The organism is Clostridium sp. CTA-19, assembly GCF_054767855.1.
The window spans coordinates 20,783-38,249 of record NZ_BAAABH010000033.1 but is presented as its reverse complement, the minus strand read 5'-3'; the positions used below and the strand labels follow the sequence as shown (position 1 = coordinate 38,249).

The following is a 17,467-nucleotide window of genomic DNA, read 5'->3' as shown; positions in this document are numbered from 1 at the left end:
TGACGACTTTTACTATTCTACTAGATTTAAACTTTTTTGTCAATACTTTTTTAAAATTTATTTTCAAATTTTGAAAGTATTTTTTAAAGTTTTAATCCTTATCGCTTGGGCTGTTTACTTGCTTGCCTCAGCGACAAGATTTATTATATACTTTTTTAAAACCTGATTTTAGCTTTTATAATCTATTTATTAAAATCTTTTCCATTTTTCTTTATTTTTCTATTAAATCCTTCTTTTTTCTACAAAAGATACACGTGGCAAAGTTTTAATTGTTTTTATATTTATATCTATAAATCTTACTATATAATTGCTTTTATAAACTATAAAAGCATAAGAAAAGCTGTACCTTAAATGCTAAGGTACAGCTTTTTTATTCTTCTTTATTCATTATCTATATTTTTTATTTCTTCATTTGAGCTTTCTTCTTCTTTAATATGATCTTCTGATTCTTCTTTAGGCTCTGAATAATTTATTTTAGCAATAGCTACTATATTTACATCTTCGCCAGTTTTCATAAGTGTTACACCCATTGTATTTCTTCCACAAGTAGATATATCACTTACATTTATTCTAATCATTATTCCATTGCTATTCATAAGCATAAGCTCATCTAAGTCATTAACTATTCTTGCACCTACAACACATCCTGTTTTTTCTGTTATTTTGTAAGTTATTATTCCCTTACCACCTCTATGTTGCAGTGTATATTCTTTTATATTTGTTCTTTTACCAAAACCTTTTTCACTTATAACAAGTAACTCTTCACTTTCTTTTACAACTAGCATTGAAACCACTACATCTTCTTTTCTTAATGTTATAGCTTTAACACCAGTAGCTACTCTACCCATTTGTCTTACATCTTTTTCACTAAATCTAATTGAATATCCGTTTTTAGTTACAAATATTACTTCACTATCGCCCTTAGTAATATTTACCCCTACTAACTCATCATTTTCTCTTAAATTTATAGCATTTAAGCCATTTCTTCTTATAGATGCATATTTATCTAATGATGTCTTTTTAACTACACCATATTTAGTTCCCATTATTAATGAGTTATCTTTGTCAAAGGTTTTAATTGGCATTATTGCCTGTATTGTTTCACCATTCTCTATTGGTAATACATTTATTATATTAGTTCCCTTAGATGTTCTACTACCTTCTGGAATTTCGTAAGCTTTTAATCTATAAACTTTTCCCTTGTTAGTAAAGAACAATAAGTTATTTAATATAGGGGTAGTTATTATATTTTCTACAAAGTCATCTTCTTTAGTGTTAGCACCTTGTACTCCTCTTCCCCCTCTTTTTTGAGCATTATAAGTATCTACTGGTAATCTTTTTATATATCCAGCATGAGTTAATGTTATTACAACATCTTCATCATCAATTAAATCCTCATCATCAAAACTATATGGATTTTTCTCTATTGCTGTTTTTCTTTCATCACCATACTTATTCTTTATCTCTATAAGCTCTTCTTTTATTATATCAAGTAACTTTTCTTCACTTTCAAGTATTGATCTTAAATATTTTACAGTTTCCATTAATTGATTATATTCTTCTTCAATCTTTTCACGCTCTAATCCTGTAAGCCTTTGAAGTTTCATATCTAATATAGCTTGAGCTTGTTTTTCTGATAGACCAAACTCTTTTATTAATCCTTCTTTAGCTTCTACTGTGGTTTTAGAACCTCTTATTAATGCTATTACTTGATCTATGTGGTCTAATGCTATTCTAAGGCCTTCAAGTATATGTGCTCTCGCTAATGCCTTATCTAAATCAAATTGAGTTCTTCTAGTAACAACTTCCTTTTGATGCTCTAAATAGTATGAAAGTATTTGTTTTAAGTTTAATACCTTAGGCTCACCATCTACCAAAACAAGCATTATAATTCCAAAAGTATCTTGCATTTTAGTATGTTTATATAATCTATTTAAAACTATATTAGGATTAGCATCTCTTTTTAATTCTATAACTATACGCATACCGTCTCTATCTGATTCATCTCTAAGATCAGATATTCCATCTAATTTTTTTTCTTTAACTAGATTAGCTATAGCCTCTATTAAATTTGCTTTATTAACCTGATAAGGTATCTCCGTAACTATAATTTTATGTCTTCCATTTTCTTCTTCTATTTCTGCTTTAGATCTAACTAAAACCTTACCTCTTCCAGTTTCATAAGCATTTCTTATTCCACTTTTACCTAATATTATTCCTGATGTTGGAAAGTCCGGCCCTTTAATTTCAGTCATTAATTCACTTATTGAAACATCTGCATCTTCTATAAGCATAAGTACCCCATCAATAACTTCATTTAAATTATGTGGTGGTATATTAGTTGCCATTCCAACAGCAATACCTGTTGATCCATTTACTAACAAGTTAGGGAATCTACAAGGTAATACTACAGGTTCTTTTTCTTCTCCATCGAAGTTTGGTATAAAATCTACTGTGTTTTTATTTATATCTCTTAACATTTGAGTTGTTATTTTATCCATCTTCGCTTCAGTATATCTCATTGCTGCTGCGCCATCACCATCAACTGATCCAAAGTTTCCATGACCATCAACTAATTTATATCTAATTGAAAAATCTTGTGCTAGTCTTACAAGTGCATCATAAACAGCCGTATCACCATGTGGGTGATACTTACCTAGAACATCTCCGACTATCCTTGCACACTTTCTATATCCCTTCTCTGGATATAATCCTAATTCATGCATTGAATATAATATTCTTCTATGAACAGGCTTTAACCCATCTCTAACATCTGGAAGCGCACGACCAGCTATAACACTCATTGCATAATCTATATAACATTTTTTCATTTCATTTCTTATGTCTACAGGCAATATTTTTTCTTCGCTATTCATATGTTACACCTCTCTAATTTGTATAATTAACTATATATCTAGATTAATAACTTTTTTAGCATTCTCTTCTATGAATTCTCTACGAGGTTCAACTTTATCTCCCATAAGAATAGTAAAAATTTCATCTGCAGCCATTGCATCTTCTACATCTACCTTAAGCAGTGTTCTATTCTCTGGGTTCATAGTAGTATCCCAAAGTTGTTCTGCATTCATTTCTCCTAAACCTTTATATCTTTGTATATCTACACTACTATCTTTTCCACCAACCTCTTGAATTAAGGTCTCAAGTTCTTTATCACTATATGTGTAATATTCATTTTTGCCCTTTTTTAATCTATAAAGAGGCGGCTGAGCTATATAAACATGACCCTCATCCACTAATTCTCTCATGTATCTGTAAAAGAAAGTAAGTAATAATGTTCTTATGTGAGCTCCATCAACATCCGCATCTGTCATTATTATTATTTTGTGATATCTAATTCTGCTAACATCAAAATCTTTTCCAATTCCGCCACCAAATGCTGTTATCATAGATTTAATTGTATCTGAATTCAGCATTTTATCTAATCTTTGTTTTTCAACATTCATAATTTTACCTCTTAAAGGTAAAATAGCTTGGAATTTTCTATTTCTACCTTGCTTAGCAGAACCACCGGCAGAATCTCCCTCAACTATATAAATTTCACATTCTGCTGGATTTTTAGAGGAACAATCCGCTAATTTTCCAGGCAAAGCTGTACTTTCAAGAACAGATTTTCTTCTTGTTAGTTCTCTTGCTTTTTTTGCAGCTTCTCTAGCCCTTGCAGCATTTAAACCTTTATCTATTATGCTTTTACCAACTTGAGGGTTTTCCTCTAAGAAGTTTGTTATAGAATCATTTGCTATTGATTCCACTATTCCTCTAACTTGGCTATTTCCTAGTTTTGTTTTAGTTTGACCTTCAAATTGAGGATCTGTTATTTTAACAGAAACTACTGCTGTTAATCCTTCTCTTACATCTTCACCACTTAAGTTTTTATCATTTTCTTTTAAATGTCCAAATTTTTTAGCATAATCATTTATAACTCTAGTTAATGCAGCTTTGAATCCAACTAAATGTGTTCCACCTTCAATTGTATCTATATTATTGGCAAATGAAAATAGATTTTCATTGTATGAATCGTTGTATTGAAGTGCAATTTCAACGGTACAATCATCTTTAATTCCTTCTACATAAATAGGCTCATTATGTATTTTGCCTTTGTTTCTATTTAAATACTCAACAAAAGATTTTATACCACCTTCATAGTGGAACTCTTGACTTTTTCCTTCTCTTTCATCTGTTAATGTTATTTTAATTCCCTTATTTAAAAATGAAAGTTCTCTTAGTCTTTGGCTTAATGTATCATAATCATAGTTTACCTCATCAAATATTTCAGAATCTGCCTTAAAATAAATTCTAGTTCCATGATCATCTGTGTCGCCAACTACTTCAAATGGATTTAGGACTTTTCCTCTTGAGAAAGTCTCTTTCCATATGTGTCCATCTCTTTTTACCTCAACTGTACAAATTTCTGAAAGAGCATTTACAACAGATGCTCCAACACCGTGCAGACCTCCAGATACTTTGTATCCTCCTCCACCAAATTTACCACCTGCATGAAGCACAGTCATGATTACTTCTACTGTCGGTATTTTTAATTTTGGATGTATTCCAACGGGCATACCTCTTCCGTCATCTTCTACTGTTATTGAGTTATCTTCATGAATAGTAACTTTTATATTATTACAAAATCCTGCTAAGGCCTCATCTATACTGTTATCTACTATTTCATAAACCAAGTGATGAAGTCCTCTTGCGCTTGTGCTACCTATATACATTCCTGGTCTTTTTCTTACGGCTTCTAGACCTTCTAGTACTTGTATTTGATTTTCATCATAAACTTTATTGGTATCCATGTATATCCTCCTAACTTACTAAAGCTCACAATATGCAATATCTGTTCTTTTGCATAATGTTGCTGAAGATATTGGTGATAAGTATATTTTACTCTTTTTTTCTACTTCTGCTATAACAAAAGATTTTGGCTTTTCTTTAGTGATTCTTTCTACAAATCCATCCTCTTCTGCCATTCTTAAAAATTGAATTGTATCCGAACTGTACATAGTTGATTCCATATCTAGAATCGCTATTACATCTTTTACTGGAACTACCACATTTTCTCCTAAGTGCAAAAACATATTTACCCTCCTTAATTGGTAATATCAGTTATTTTTCCAGTTTTAACTTCAAATATTTTAATGTCAACTGAAGAATTTAAATATTTTTTTATATTATTTATTCCTGTACAAGTAATTAAAGTTTGAACATTACTGATAGAATTCAATATGTATTTTTGACGAGATATATCTAATTCGGAAAGTACATCATCTAAAAGCAACAGAGGATATTCGCCAGTTATGTCTTTAATTATCTGCACTGATGCAAATTTCATTGAAAGTACTGATGTTCTTTGCTGACCTTGTGATCCATAAGTTTTAACATCAATATTATTAATAAATGTTGCAAAATCGTCTCTATGGGGACCTATTGAAGTTATTTTTCTTTCAAAATCCTTTTTTCTATTTTTTAATAAAGAGTTATACATTTGAGCTTTTATATCAACGTCATCCTCTTTTATATTACTTAAATAAGCAAAATTTATAATTTCTTTATTAGACGTTATATCTTTATGAATATTTAACGCCTTATCATTTAATCTATTTATATATTCTAGTCTTTTCTCAATTATATATGTTCCAAATTCACTTAATTTAATATCGTATATATCTAAAATATCTAAATTGCAATTAAATTTTTTCAAAACATTATTCCTCTCTGCTAGTACTTTTTTGTAAGCAGCTAGGTTGTAATAGTATTTAGGATATAACTTACAAAGCTCTATATCCAAAAATTTTCTTCTATATGACGGTGAATCTTTTATAATGCTTAAGTCTTCTGGTGAAAACATAACAACATTAAGTACACCTACAAGTTCAGAGAGCCTATTTATTTTTACAGAATTGATATTTATACCTTTTTTGCCCTCTTTAAATATTTTCATTTCTATTTTTTTATCTAATCTCTTTTTAGATATATCAACTCTTATATACGCATCATCTTTATTCCAAGTAATAAGCTCTTTATCTCTATTAGTTCTATGAGATTTTCCTATACTTGAATAATATATTGACTCTAATATATTTGTTTTTCCTTGAGCATTGTCACCTACAAAAACATTAGTTCCATTTGTAAGGTTTAATACTAGCTCATTGTAACTTCTAAAATTTTTTATAATCAACTTATTAACATACATAATAAACAAACACCCAATAATAAATTATATCATACTATCAACATTTAGTGTAATTACTAAATATAGAGTATTTAAAAATATACACCGAATTGATTCGGTGCATACTTAGTTATACAATTTTATAATTTTCACCTTGAAATTCAACGATATCACCGTTGTATAGCTTTTTTCCTCTTTGAATTTCTATGTCACCATTGACTTTAACGTCACCATTTTTAATAAAAAATTTAGCTTCAGAACCTAAGGAACAAGCACCTGAGAACTTTAAAAATGAGTCCAATTTTATAAATTCAGTATTTATTTTTATTTCTATCATAACTCTTACACCTTGACAAGATTCTATTTATATTTTTTCCATAGTAAAAATTACTATTCAAATATTTAAATTAAATCTTATTTTAAATCAAGTTTCTCCTTTTATTTATACTTTTTTATATTAATTATTTAGTACCCTTACTGGTAGTAAAAGATATGTGCAGTTGTTAACTTCTTTATTTTTTACTACACATGGCGCAACGGAACTAGATAACTCCATAACAATTTCTTCTTCTTCAATATTTTTAAATACGTCTATAAGATATTTAGAGTTAAATGCAATTTTAAGAGATTCTCCTTGCAGAATAATATTCACTTCTTCCCTTGCTTTTCCCAATTGAGAATTAGAAGTGACTATTAAGTTGTCATCAACAATCTCTAATTTTACAAGATTTGTGTTTCCATCTTTCGCCATTAGAGATGCTCTTTCAATACATCCTAAAATTTCATTTTTATTAACTATAACTTTAGTTTTATATTCTTGAGGAATTATAGAAGCATATTTTATAAATTCGCCTTCTAAAAGTCTAGAGATAACTTTTGTATTTCCAATATTAAATAAAATATGGTTGTTTGTAAAAGTTATTTCCACATTCTCATCTTTATCTTCAAGTATTTTAGAAACTTCATTTAACGTTTTTCCTGGAATAACAGCTTCTTTATTGTCATTACAATCTAACTGTTCACTTCTAAACGCAACTCTAAAACCATCAAGAGCAACTAAATTTAATTTTCTATCCTTAACCTCAAAAAGTACACCTGTAAGAATTGGTCTTGTTTCATCTTGTGCTACTGCAAATATTGTTCCTTTTATCATGTTTTTTAATGTTTTTTGAGATATAGAGAAGATTGTATCTTCTGTTATCGTTGGAAGTAATGGATATTCACTAGCATCCATATGAATTAAATTAACACATGATTTTTGACAATTAAGTTCTATTGTATTGTTATCAATAGTACTTATTTCTATTTCTGCATTTGGTAACTTTCTAATTATTTCTCCGAACAATCTTGAATCAACAACTATAGATCCTTCTTCTAGTATTTCTGCGTCAATCTTAGTTTCAATACAAACATCTATATCGGAACCAATTAGTGTTAATGTATTTTTATACGCATTTATGTATATTCCTTGAAGTATAGGAAGTGTTGATTTTCCAGTAATGGCTTTTTGAACATTTGATATTGCTTCTAACAATGAATTTTTGTTAATTAAAAGCTTCATAGTAATCCTCCTTATTAACATTTTTTATAGTATACAGTATAGCTTAGATAATATAAAAAATATAGTAGTAATAGTAGTAGGGGCTGTTAGTATGTGGATAACCCCTTTAACCCTTGTAACTGCAATAAAAAGTCAATAAAAATAATTGTGGATAAACAACCGATAACTATTTCAATTTATCCACAATATTAACAACCCATAAGTATTTTGTTTTTTATCCACAATAACTAATGGTTAAATTAATAACAGCTGTTAGTTATTTTTGTTGTATCTTCTTAGTTAGGTCAGATACTGAGCTTTGAAGGTTTTCATCTTTCTTTAATGCTTGAGAAATTTTTTCATAAGCATGAATTACTGTAGTATGATCTCTACCACCAAATTCTTCTCCAATTTTAGGTAGGGACATATCTGTAAGTTTTCTGGAAAGATACATTGCAATCTGTCTTGGAAAAGCTACATTTCTAGTTCTTCGTGAGGATTTAAAATCTTCAATTTTTAAGTTGTAGTAACTAGAAACTATGTCTTGAATTAATTCTATAGTAATTTGACGTGCATTTTTACTAGATATGATATCTTTTAGAGCTTCTGTTGCTAAATCAACATTTATTTCTCTATTGGTTAAAGATGAGTAAGCAACAATTCTTATTAAAGCACCTTCTAATTCTCTAATATTTGATTTTATTTGCGTAGCAATATAAACCATCACATCATTAGGAATATCTAGACTTTCAACATCTGCTTTTTTCTTTAAAATAGCAATTCTAGTTTCAAAATCTGGTGGTTGTATATCTGCAATAAGACCCCATTCAAATCTTGAACGTAACCTATCTTCAAGTGTAGGAATTTCTTTTGGTGGTCTATCACTAGATAAAATTATTTGTTTATTAGCTTCATGAAGGGCATTAAATGTATGGAAAAATTCTTCTTGAGTTCTTTCCTTTCCCGCAATAAATTGAATATCATCTATTAAAAGTACGTCTATATTTCTATATTTGTTTCTAAATTCAACATTTTTATCATCTTTTATTGAATTTATAAGTTCATTAGTAAATTTTTCAGAAGAAACGTAAACAACTTTAGATTTAGGATTTACATCTTGTATGTAGTGACCTATTGCATGCATAAGGTGTGTTTTTCCAAGTCCTACTCCCCCATATATAAATAGTGGATTATAAGCTTTAGCAGGTGATTCTGCAACGGCCAAAGAAGCTGCATGTGCGAATCGATTACTGTTGCCTATAACAAACGAATCAAATGTATACTTTGGATTAAGTATGGCAGACATTTCATCATTTACCATTAGTCTTCTTTGTGTAATCTCTTCTTTTTTAGAAGATTCTTTTTCAAGAGCCTCTTCAGAAACCACAAAAAACTCTACATTATATGTCTTATTTGAAACGGATTTTATCGAGTTTATTATTAAATCTTTATATCGATTTTCTAAAATATCTTTTGTAAAATTGTTTGGAACACCTAATTTTAAAGCAATATTTTCTAGTGAGATAGGTTCAATACTTTTTATCCAAGTATTAAAGCTGACTTCGGTAAGTTCTTCTTTTAGAATGATTAAAGTTTTTTCCCATAACTCTTTCACTTGGGCGTTCATTTTTATTCCTATCCTCCAGTACAATATTTTTTTTATTTATTTAAAAAAATTTTTTCACAATTATATAACATATAATAAACAAAGTTATTAACAATATAAAATAATACATTTAATTTGTTGACAAATGCAATAAAAAATATTCACATGTTGATAACTTTCATAAATATATAAGATATTAACAATATAAAAGTATAAATTATTCACATTGAAAATTTATGTATAAATTCAGTTTTTACGTCAAAAATAATAACTGTTAAATAAAAAAGGAGAAAAATAGAATAAGTTATACACAATTTTATCAACAGGATGTGCATAACTTTACTTATTCCAATTTTATCAACAAGTATGTATCCATGATATCAAAATATATCAAGGTATTCAATAAGTTATCCACAAAAAACTATTAATATAAATAAAAAGTATTAACACACAGGAAAATTTTATATATTTTTTTGTGAAGACAGTTATCTTGACATAAGGCGATTAGAAATATATAATCTAATGGTAAAACCATAAAATAGTGATACTATAATTGCTATAAATATTTTTATTACATACGAAGGGGGTGTTCGTATATGTTCATGACATATCAGCCTAAGAAAAGACAAAGAAAAAAAGAGCATGGTTTCAGAAAAAGAATGAAAACTAAGTCTGGAAGAAATGTTCTAAAAAGAAGAAGACTTAAAGGAAGAAAAAGATTGACAGCATAAGGGCCGCAGATGTGGCCTTTTTCTGCAATTGCAGGAAAAAAGGAGCAGTTAATATGAAATTAGATAGAATACGAAAGAATCCTGAGTTTAGAGTTGTATATAGAAAAGGTAAATCTTGCTCTAATTACTTATTAGTTATGTATGTTTTTAAAAATTATAAAAATAAAGGTGATAATTCAAGTTTTAACAGGGTTGGAATATCTGTTAGCAAAAAAGTTGGAAAAAGTGTAATAAGAAGTAGAGTAAAAAGATTGATAAGTGAAAGCTATAGATTGAATAAAGACATGTTAAAACAACAGGGTTATGATTTTGTTTTTGTCGCTAGAACTGCTTCAAATGACAAAAGTTATAAAGAAATTGAAAAAGCTATGAAAGATTTATTTAGAAAAAGCGGGTTAATAAATGATTAAAAAATCTTTGATTCATATGATTAACTTATATAGAAAATACATATCACCCTTAAAACCACCATGTTGTAAATTTCAGCCCACATGTTCACAGTATGCTATAGAGGCTATTGAAAAATATGGTGGTTTAAAAGGTGGATATATGGCTATAAAGAGAATATTAAGGTGTCACCCTTGGAGTAAGGGTGGATACGATCCAGTTAAATAACACAAAACAGGAGGATTAAAGCTTGAAAGAATTTTTTTCGGTATATTTTGTTAATTTTTTTGATGCTATCCATGGAATGATCCAATCGGTAATTTCAAATCCGAATTATTCTTACGGAATTGCAATAATTATTTTCACAATAGTAGTAAAAGTAATACTATTGCCACTAACAATAAAGCAGACAAGATCATCAGTTAAATTAGCAGAAGTTCAACCAAAAACTGCAGCAATACAAGAAAAATACAAAAACGATCCACAAAGAGCACAACAAGAAATATTAAAACTTTATAAAGAAGAAAACGTAAGTCCTATGAGTGGATGCTTGCCACTTCTTATTCAATATCCAATAATAATAGTATTATTTTATGCATTCAGTACACTTGATTATCATGGTGCAGGATTTTTATGGATTCCAAACTTAAATCAACCAGATCCATATTTTATACTTCCGGTTTTATCAGGTGTAAGTACTTATATAATGTCTAAAATGTTACAACCAAAGGCTAACGCTAATTCTAGTTCCCAAGCAATGCCAAATATGGGAATGATGAATATAGTTATGGCAGGTATGTTTACTTGGATGGGTTTTAAAATGCAATCAGCTATAGTTATATATTGGATTATAAATAACGTGATTCAATTAGTTCAAACTTTATTATTAAGACCTAAAAAGAAAAATGAAGAATTAGCAACTGTTGGAGTTACTAATACTGATAATAATAAAGGAAAAAAGAAAAATAAATAATTAAATGCCTAGTAGTTTTGGGAAGGCGGTGTCATAGGGATGAGAATTATTGAAATGACGGGGAAAACCACAGGGGATGCAATTAAAAATGCACTTTCTGAGCTAAATGTTACTGAAGATAAAGTAAACATAGAAGTGTTAGATGAAGGTAGCAAAGGTTTTTTAAACATAATAGGAGTTAAACCAGCTAAGGTTAGAGTAACTATAAAAAAAGATAGAGCTGAAGAGGCTAAGGTTTTTTTAAGAGACATTTTAAACTCTATGAATATTAAAGCTGAAATAAAAATAAAAGAACAAAAGAATGAAATGAATATAAATTTAATCGGACCTAATATGGGTATTTTGATAGGTTACAGGGGGGAAACATTAGATTCCCTTCAGTATTTAGTTAGTTTAGTTGTAAATAAGGATCATGATGATGAATATGTAAGAGTTATATTAGATACTGAAAATTATAGACATACTAGACAAGAAACCCTTAAAAGGCTTGCTGAAAAAATGGAAAGCAAAGTAAAAGCAACAGGCAAAACTCTAAAATTAGAGCCTATGAATCCATATGAGAGAAGAGTAATACATGCAGCACTTCAAAATAGTCAAGATGTTAAGACTTATAGCGAAGGTGAAGAGCCAAGAAGAAGAGTTGTTATTGAAATAAAGAAAGCCTAATAGGCTTTCTTTTTATTTATAATATAGAAATATCCTTATAAATGTAAAGTTTCCATTAAAAATTTTAATTAAAAATTAATTCAGATATTTTTTTTATAAAATTTTATATGGTATAATTTAAACTTATATGGACAAAAAATAATTGAATGTGTATTACATAAGTAAAATGGTAAATTTGTTATTTGCCTTAGTAAAAAAAGAAATTATAGAAGATTTTAAATAGAAAATAAACTAAAATAATATAAAATTAGATATCAAATTAGAAAGGAGTAAAATTTATGAAAGAATTCGATACAATTGCTGCTGTTGCTACTAGTATTGGAGAAGGTGGAGTTTCAATAATTAGAGTTTCAGGTGATAAAGCTTTAAATATAGTTAGTAAAATATTTAAAGGTAAAAATAATAGAAAATTAAACGATATAAAAACATATACAATGAGATATGGTTATATTATAAATTCTAATGATGAGCATATAGACGAAGTTATAGTAAGCTATATGAAAGGACCTCGTAGTTTTACTGCAGAGGATGTAGTAGAAATTAACTGTCATGGTGGAGTTGTTGCTACTAATAGAGTTATGTCAGAGGTTTTAAAAGTAGGAGCTAGATTAGCAGAACCTGGTGAGTTTACTAAAAGAGCTTTTTTAAATGGAAGGATAGATTTAAGCCAAGCGGAAGCTATTATAGATATAATAAATGCTAAAACAGAGTTAAGTATGAAGTCCGCTTTAATGCAAAGTGAAGGTGGAATTTCCAAGGAAATAAATACTTTGAGAAATGAATTATTACAATCTATTGCACATATAGAAGCTACCGTTGATTATCCAGAAGATGATTTAGAGGAAGTTACAGCAGAAGGTGCAGCTAAAACTCTAAAAAAGATGTTGATTAAGATAGATGAGCTTTTAGATAGTGCAGACGAAGGTAAAATTTTAAGAGAAGGTCTAAATACAGTAATAGTAGGAAAACCTAATGTAGGTAAATCATCATTATTAAACGCGCTAACGAAAGAAAACAGGGCAATAGTTACAGATGTACCTGGTACCACTAGAGACGTAATAGAAGAGTATATAAACATATCTGGAGTACCTATAAAAATAGTTGATACTGCAGGAATAAGAGAAACAGAAGATCTTGTTGAGAAAATTGGAGTTGAAAGATCAAAAGAGAAGATAAATCAAGCAGATCTTATAATTTTAATTTTAGATAGTAGTAGAGAATTAGATGAAGAAGATAGAGAAATTATAAGTTATATACTTGATAAAAAGTATATTGTTCTATTAAATAAATTAGATTTAGATGGTAAAATAAAAAAAGAAGATTTAAAGGAATTTAATTCTAATTATATTTTTGAAATTTCTGCAAAAACAGGTAAAAATATAGATAAAGTTAGAGAATCTATAAAAGACTTGTTTTTTAAAGGCGAAGTTTCAAATGATGATGTAATAATTACGAATACAAGACATAAAGAAGCCTTATTTAGAGCAAAAGAAAATATACAAGGTGCAATAGAAACACTAGAAAATACTTTTGCAATTGATTTGGCCTCAATAGACATAAGAAATGCTTGGAGTGATTTAGGGAAAATCACTGGAAGCACTTTAGAAGAAGATATTATAGATAAAATATTTTCAGAATTTTGTTTAGGAAAGTAGGTGACGTTATGTCATATATAGCTGGAGATTTTGACGTTATAGTAATAGGGGCTGGGCATGCAGGTTGTGAAGCTGCATTAGCATCAGCAAGAATTGGATGTAAAACTTTAATATGTACTATGAATTTAGATAGTATAGCCTTTATGGCATGTAATCCTAATATTGGGGGAACAGCTAAAGGACACCTAGTAAGAGAGATAGATGCACTAGGTGGGGAAATGGGTATAAACATAGATAATACATATATTCAATCTAGAATGTTAAATACTTCTAAAGGACCAGCGGTACACTCATTAAGAGCGCAAGCTGATAAGAACAGATATTCAGAAAGAATGAAAAATGTTCTTGAAAATGAGGAAAACTTATGGTTAAGACAATTAGAGGTTACAAAAATAGATGTTGAAAATGGTAAAGTTAAAGGTGTTATAACAAAATATGGTGCTTACTTTACATGTAAGACAATAGTTTTAACAACAGGAACGTACCTACAATCTAATATAATCGTAGGAGATATAAAATTTAATGAAGGACCAAGTGGTTTCTCACCATCTAATAAATTATCTGATTCTTTAAAAGAACTTGGAATTTCATTAAGAAGATTTAAGACTGGTACCCCTGCTAGGGTAAATAAGCGATCAATTGATTTTTCACAAATGGAAGAACAATTTGGTGACGATAAGGTAGTTCCTTTTTCTTTTATGAATAAGGATGTAAAAAGAGATCAAATATCATGTTTTTTAACGTATACAAACGAAAAAACACATGAAGTTATTTTAGAAAATATACATAGATCACCACTTTATAATGGTTCAATAGTTAGTACAGGTCCAAGATATTGTCCTTCTATAGAAGATAAAGTTATGAGATTTAAAGATAAAGAAAGACATCAAATATTTATAGAGCCAGAAGGCGAAGGTACAGAAGAAATGTATGTACAGGGAATGAGTAGTTCACTGCCTGAAGATGTTCAAATAAAGATGTTAAAAACAGTTCCAGGACTTGAAAATGTTGAGATGTTAAGAACAGCATATGCTATAGAATATGATTGCTTAGATCCAACTCAATTAAAATTATCCTTAGAGCTTAAAAACATAGGTGGTTTATTTACAGCAGGTCAAGTAAATGGTAGTTCAGGATATGAAGAAGCAGCAGCACAAGGCCTTATAGCAGGAATTAACGCTGCATTAAAAGTGTTAGAAAAAGAACCACTTATACTAAAAAGATCTGATGCATATATAGGAGTTCTTATTGATGATTTAGTTACTAAAGGAACTAATGAGCCTTATAGAATGATGACTTCACGTTCAGAATATAGACTATTGTTAAGACAAGATAATGCAGATTTAAGACTTACTGAACTTGGACATAAAAAAGGACTTGTAAGTGAAGAAAGATATAATGCGTTTTTAATAAAAAAACAGCAGATAGAAAATGAAGTTAAAAGAATTAAAAACATACAGATAACTAATAAAAGAGAAGTTATAGAGTTTTTAGAAACAAAGGGTTCTGCGCCACTAAAAAAACCAACAACTCTTTATGAACTAATAAAACGTTCAGAACTTGATTATTATATAGTTGCAGATCTAGATCCTGAAAGAGAAGATCTTTCTGATGCTATTACAGAGCAAGTGAATATAATGTCAAAATATGAAGGTTATATTGAAAAGCAGCTAGAACAAATAGCACAGTTTAAAAAATTTGAAAATAAGATGCTAGATAGTGAGATAGACTATAGTGACATAAAAGGTCTTAGAATAGAAGCTATGCAAAAATTAAACAAAATCAGACCTACTAATATAGGCCAGGCTTCTAGAATTTCAGGTGTATCTCCTGCAGATATTTCAGTTTTAATGATTTATTTAGAACAAAAAAATAGGGTTAAAAACCAATAAAACTTTTTGTTATAAAAGCGGAGGAAATTATGATATATTACGATATGTTAAAAATGGCAAGTGACAATGAAGGTTTAGACTTTGATGAGGATAAATATAATAAGTTTATAAAATATAAAGAACTTATACAAGAGTGGAATGAAAAAGTAAACTTAACAGCAATTACAGAAGATGAAGAAATAATAAAAAAGCATTTTATAGATTCATTAAAAGTGTTTAAAATAGAAGAATTAAAGAAATGTAAAAGATTTATAGATATAGGCACAGGGGGAGGATTCCCAGGTGTACCTATGAAAATAATGAATCCAGAATGTGAAATGTATCTTTTAGATTCATTAAATAAAAGAATAAACTTTTTAAATGAAGTTGTTAACCAATTGGGCTTAGAAAATGTTCATACTATGCATGGAAGAGCTGAAGATTATGCTAAGGACCCAAGCTATAGAGAAGGGTTTGATGCTGTAGTTTCAAGAGCTGTAGCTAACCTTACAGTTTTGAGTGAATTTTGCATACCTTATTTAAAAGTTGGAGGATATTTTGTTGCATTAAAGGGACCAGCTATTGATGAGGAATTAACAGATGCTAAAAAGGCTATTTCAATATTAGGCGGAAGAGTTGAACGTATAGAGAATGTTGATATTGAAGGTAGCGACCTTAAACATAACTTAGTTGTAATAAAGAAAATTAAAGAAACACCTAAAAAATATCCTAGAAAAGCAGGAATGGTAACAAAAAATCCATTAAAATAATGTAAAATTATGGTATAATATATGTGAGGACTAGATTAAAGAAAAATATAAAGGGATGGGTTTATTTATGGAAAAAAATGTAATAAACGTTTCTACAGAGTTAATAGTGCCTAATAAATATCAACCAAGACAAGTTTTTAATGAAGAGGCAATAGAAGAATTAGCTCAATCAATAAAAACTTATGGCATAATACAACCTCTTACTGTAAGGAAAAGTTTTAATGATACATATGAGTTAATAGCTGGAGAAAGAAGACTAAGAGCAGCTAAACATGCAGGACTTTTAGAAGTTCCAGTTATAATTGTTGAAATAGACGATAAAGAATCAGCGGCAATAGCTCTTTTAGAGAACTTACAAAGAGAAGATTTAAATTTTTTCGAAGAGGCAGTAGCATATTATAATTTAATACAAGAACATGAATATACTCAGGATCAATTAGCTAAAGCAATAGGAAAAAAGCAATCCACTATAGCTAATAAATTAAGAATACTAAAATTAGATAAAGAATTAATTGATTTAATAATAGAAAACAAGTTAACAGAAAGACATGCAAGGGCATTGTTAAAACTTCCAACTCTTGAATTACAAAAATCAGTTATTGATGAAGTAATAAATAAAGGATTAAATGTAAGTAAAACAGAACAATTAATAGATAGAGAGTTATTAAGAATATCTCATCAAGAAATAGCTGCAGATGGAAAGAAAAGAATTAAAGGTGTATTTAATTCAAAAATATATGTTAATACAATAAAGCAAGTTTTTGATAAATATGGCATAAAAGCAAATTATAGATCAAAAGAACTAGATGACAGTATTCAAGTTACTATAACTATAAAGAAAAAGTAATGTTTCACGTGAAACAAAGACTTATTGATTTCCAATAAGTCTTTTTTATTATAGATAAATGTAAAAATATAAAAGGTAGTATCGAAAAGTGTAATTATTAACTCATATATATCCAATAATAGGATAAAATATATTTAAAATGATAAAAATTTCAAATAGTACTTTAATTGATAAATATATCAATATATAATTAGATATATATAACAAATTAAATAACATATAAAAATTAAA

16 protein-coding genes are annotated in these 17,467 nt (G+C 28.6%); 9 read left to right on the top strand and 7 right to left on the bottom strand.

Annotated elements, in window-relative coordinates; all coding sequences use genetic code 11:
• Positions 1-380: 380 nt before the first annotated feature.
• From gyrA to dnaA, 7 genes are all read right to left on the bottom strand, one after another.
• Positions 381-2,876, bottom strand: coding sequence for a DNA gyrase subunit A (gene gyrA / locus ACYUE0_RS14930; protein ID WP_460271266.1), 2,496 nt, complete (start codon positions 2,874-2,876; stop codon positions 381-383).
• A gap of 30 nt (positions 2,877-2,906) precedes the next feature.
• Positions 2,907-4,814, bottom strand: a complete 1,908-nt coding sequence (gyrB, locus tag ACYUE0_RS14925; protein WP_199869518.1) for a DNA topoisomerase (ATP-hydrolyzing) subunit B — start codon at positions 4,812-4,814, stop codon at positions 2,907-2,909.
• Positions 4,815-4,832: 18 nt separating this feature from the next.
• Positions 4,833-5,096 carry an extracellular matrix regulator RemB gene (remB, locus tag ACYUE0_RS14920; RefSeq protein ID WP_010298350.1) on the bottom strand — a complete coding sequence of 88 codons (264 nt, stop codon included), beginning with the start codon at positions 5,094-5,096 and terminating at the stop codon, positions 4,833-4,835.
• 11 nt (positions 5,097-5,107) lie between these two features.
• On the bottom strand, positions 5,108-6,211 hold the full coding sequence (gene recF, locus ACYUE0_RS14915) for a DNA replication/repair protein RecF (protein ID WP_460271263.1): 1,104 nt from the start codon (positions 6,209-6,211) through the stop codon (positions 5,108-5,110).
• A 109-nt stretch (positions 6,212-6,320) separates the two neighbouring features.
• The gene (gene yaaA, locus ACYUE0_RS14910) at positions 6,321-6,527 is read right to left on the bottom strand and encodes a S4 domain-containing protein YaaA (protein WP_061996630.1); all 207 of its coding nucleotides are present in this window, start codon (positions 6,525-6,527) and stop codon (positions 6,321-6,323) included.
• Between the two features lie 120 nt (positions 6,528-6,647).
• Positions 6,648-7,751 carry a DNA polymerase III subunit beta gene (dnaN, locus tag ACYUE0_RS14905; protein WP_460271261.1) on the bottom strand — a complete coding sequence of 368 codons (1,104 nt, stop codon included), beginning with the start codon at positions 7,749-7,751 and terminating at the stop codon, positions 6,648-6,650.
• A 256-nt stretch (positions 7,752-8,007) separates the two neighbouring features.
• Entirely contained in the window at positions 8,008-9,357 is a 1,350-nt protein-coding gene (dnaA, locus tag ACYUE0_RS14900) for a chromosomal replication initiator protein DnaA (protein ID WP_199869516.1), read from the bottom strand.
• 575 nt (positions 9,358-9,932) lie between these two features.
• Here dnaA and rpmH point away from each other — a divergent pair.
• The 9 genes from rpmH to noc all read left to right on the top strand — a co-directional run bounded on the left by rpmH (position 9,933) and on the right by noc (position 17,236).
• Positions 9,933-10,067 carry a 50S ribosomal protein L34 gene (gene rpmH / locus ACYUE0_RS14895; protein ID WP_010298336.1) on the top strand — a complete coding sequence of 45 codons (135 nt, stop codon included), beginning with the start codon at positions 9,933-9,935 and terminating at the stop codon, positions 10,065-10,067.
• A gap of 53 nt (positions 10,068-10,120) precedes the next feature.
• Positions 10,121-10,477, top strand: coding sequence for a ribonuclease P protein component (gene rnpA, locus ACYUE0_RS14890; protein ID WP_061996627.1), 357 nt, complete (start codon positions 10,121-10,123; stop codon positions 10,475-10,477).
• Positions 10,473-10,682, top strand: coding sequence for a membrane protein insertion efficiency factor YidD (gene yidD, locus ACYUE0_RS14885; RefSeq protein WP_061996634.1), 210 nt, complete (start codon positions 10,473-10,475; stop codon positions 10,680-10,682). Before rnpA ends, yidD begins: the two co-directional genes overlap by 5 nt.
• A gap of 22 nt (positions 10,683-10,704) precedes the next feature.
• Positions 10,705-11,427 carry a membrane protein insertase YidC gene (gene yidC / locus ACYUE0_RS14880; RefSeq protein ID WP_061996626.1) on the top strand — a complete coding sequence of 241 codons (723 nt, stop codon included), beginning with the start codon at positions 10,705-10,707 and terminating at the stop codon, positions 11,425-11,427.
• Positions 11,428-11,466: 39 nt separating this feature from the next.
• The gene (jag, locus tag ACYUE0_RS14875) at positions 11,467-12,093 is read left to right on the top strand and encodes an RNA-binding cell elongation regulator Jag/EloR (RefSeq protein ID WP_199869515.1); all 627 of its coding nucleotides are present in this window, start codon (positions 11,467-11,469) and stop codon (positions 12,091-12,093) included.
• 278 nt (positions 12,094-12,371) lie between these two features.
• Positions 12,372-13,748 carry a tRNA uridine-5-carboxymethylaminomethyl(34) synthesis GTPase MnmE gene (mnmE, locus tag ACYUE0_RS14870; RefSeq protein WP_460271247.1) on the top strand — a complete coding sequence of 459 codons (1,377 nt, stop codon included), beginning with the start codon at positions 12,372-12,374 and terminating at the stop codon, positions 13,746-13,748.
• A gap of 8 nt (positions 13,749-13,756) precedes the next feature.
• The gene (mnmG, locus tag ACYUE0_RS14865) at positions 13,757-15,640 is read left to right on the top strand and encodes a tRNA uridine-5-carboxymethylaminomethyl(34) synthesis enzyme MnmG (protein WP_460271245.1); all 1,884 of its coding nucleotides are present in this window, start codon (positions 13,757-13,759) and stop codon (positions 15,638-15,640) included.
• Between the two features lie 29 nt (positions 15,641-15,669).
• Positions 15,670-16,389, top strand: a complete 720-nt coding sequence (gene rsmG, locus ACYUE0_RS14860; protein WP_199869513.1) for a 16S rRNA (guanine(527)-N(7))-methyltransferase RsmG — start codon at positions 15,670-15,672, stop codon at positions 16,387-16,389.
• A gap of 67 nt (positions 16,390-16,456) precedes the next feature.
• On the top strand, positions 16,457-17,236 hold the full coding sequence (gene noc / locus ACYUE0_RS14855) for a nucleoid occlusion protein (RefSeq protein WP_199869512.1): 780 nt from the start codon (positions 16,457-16,459) through the stop codon (positions 17,234-17,236).
• Positions 17,237-17,467: the final 231 nt, after the last annotated feature.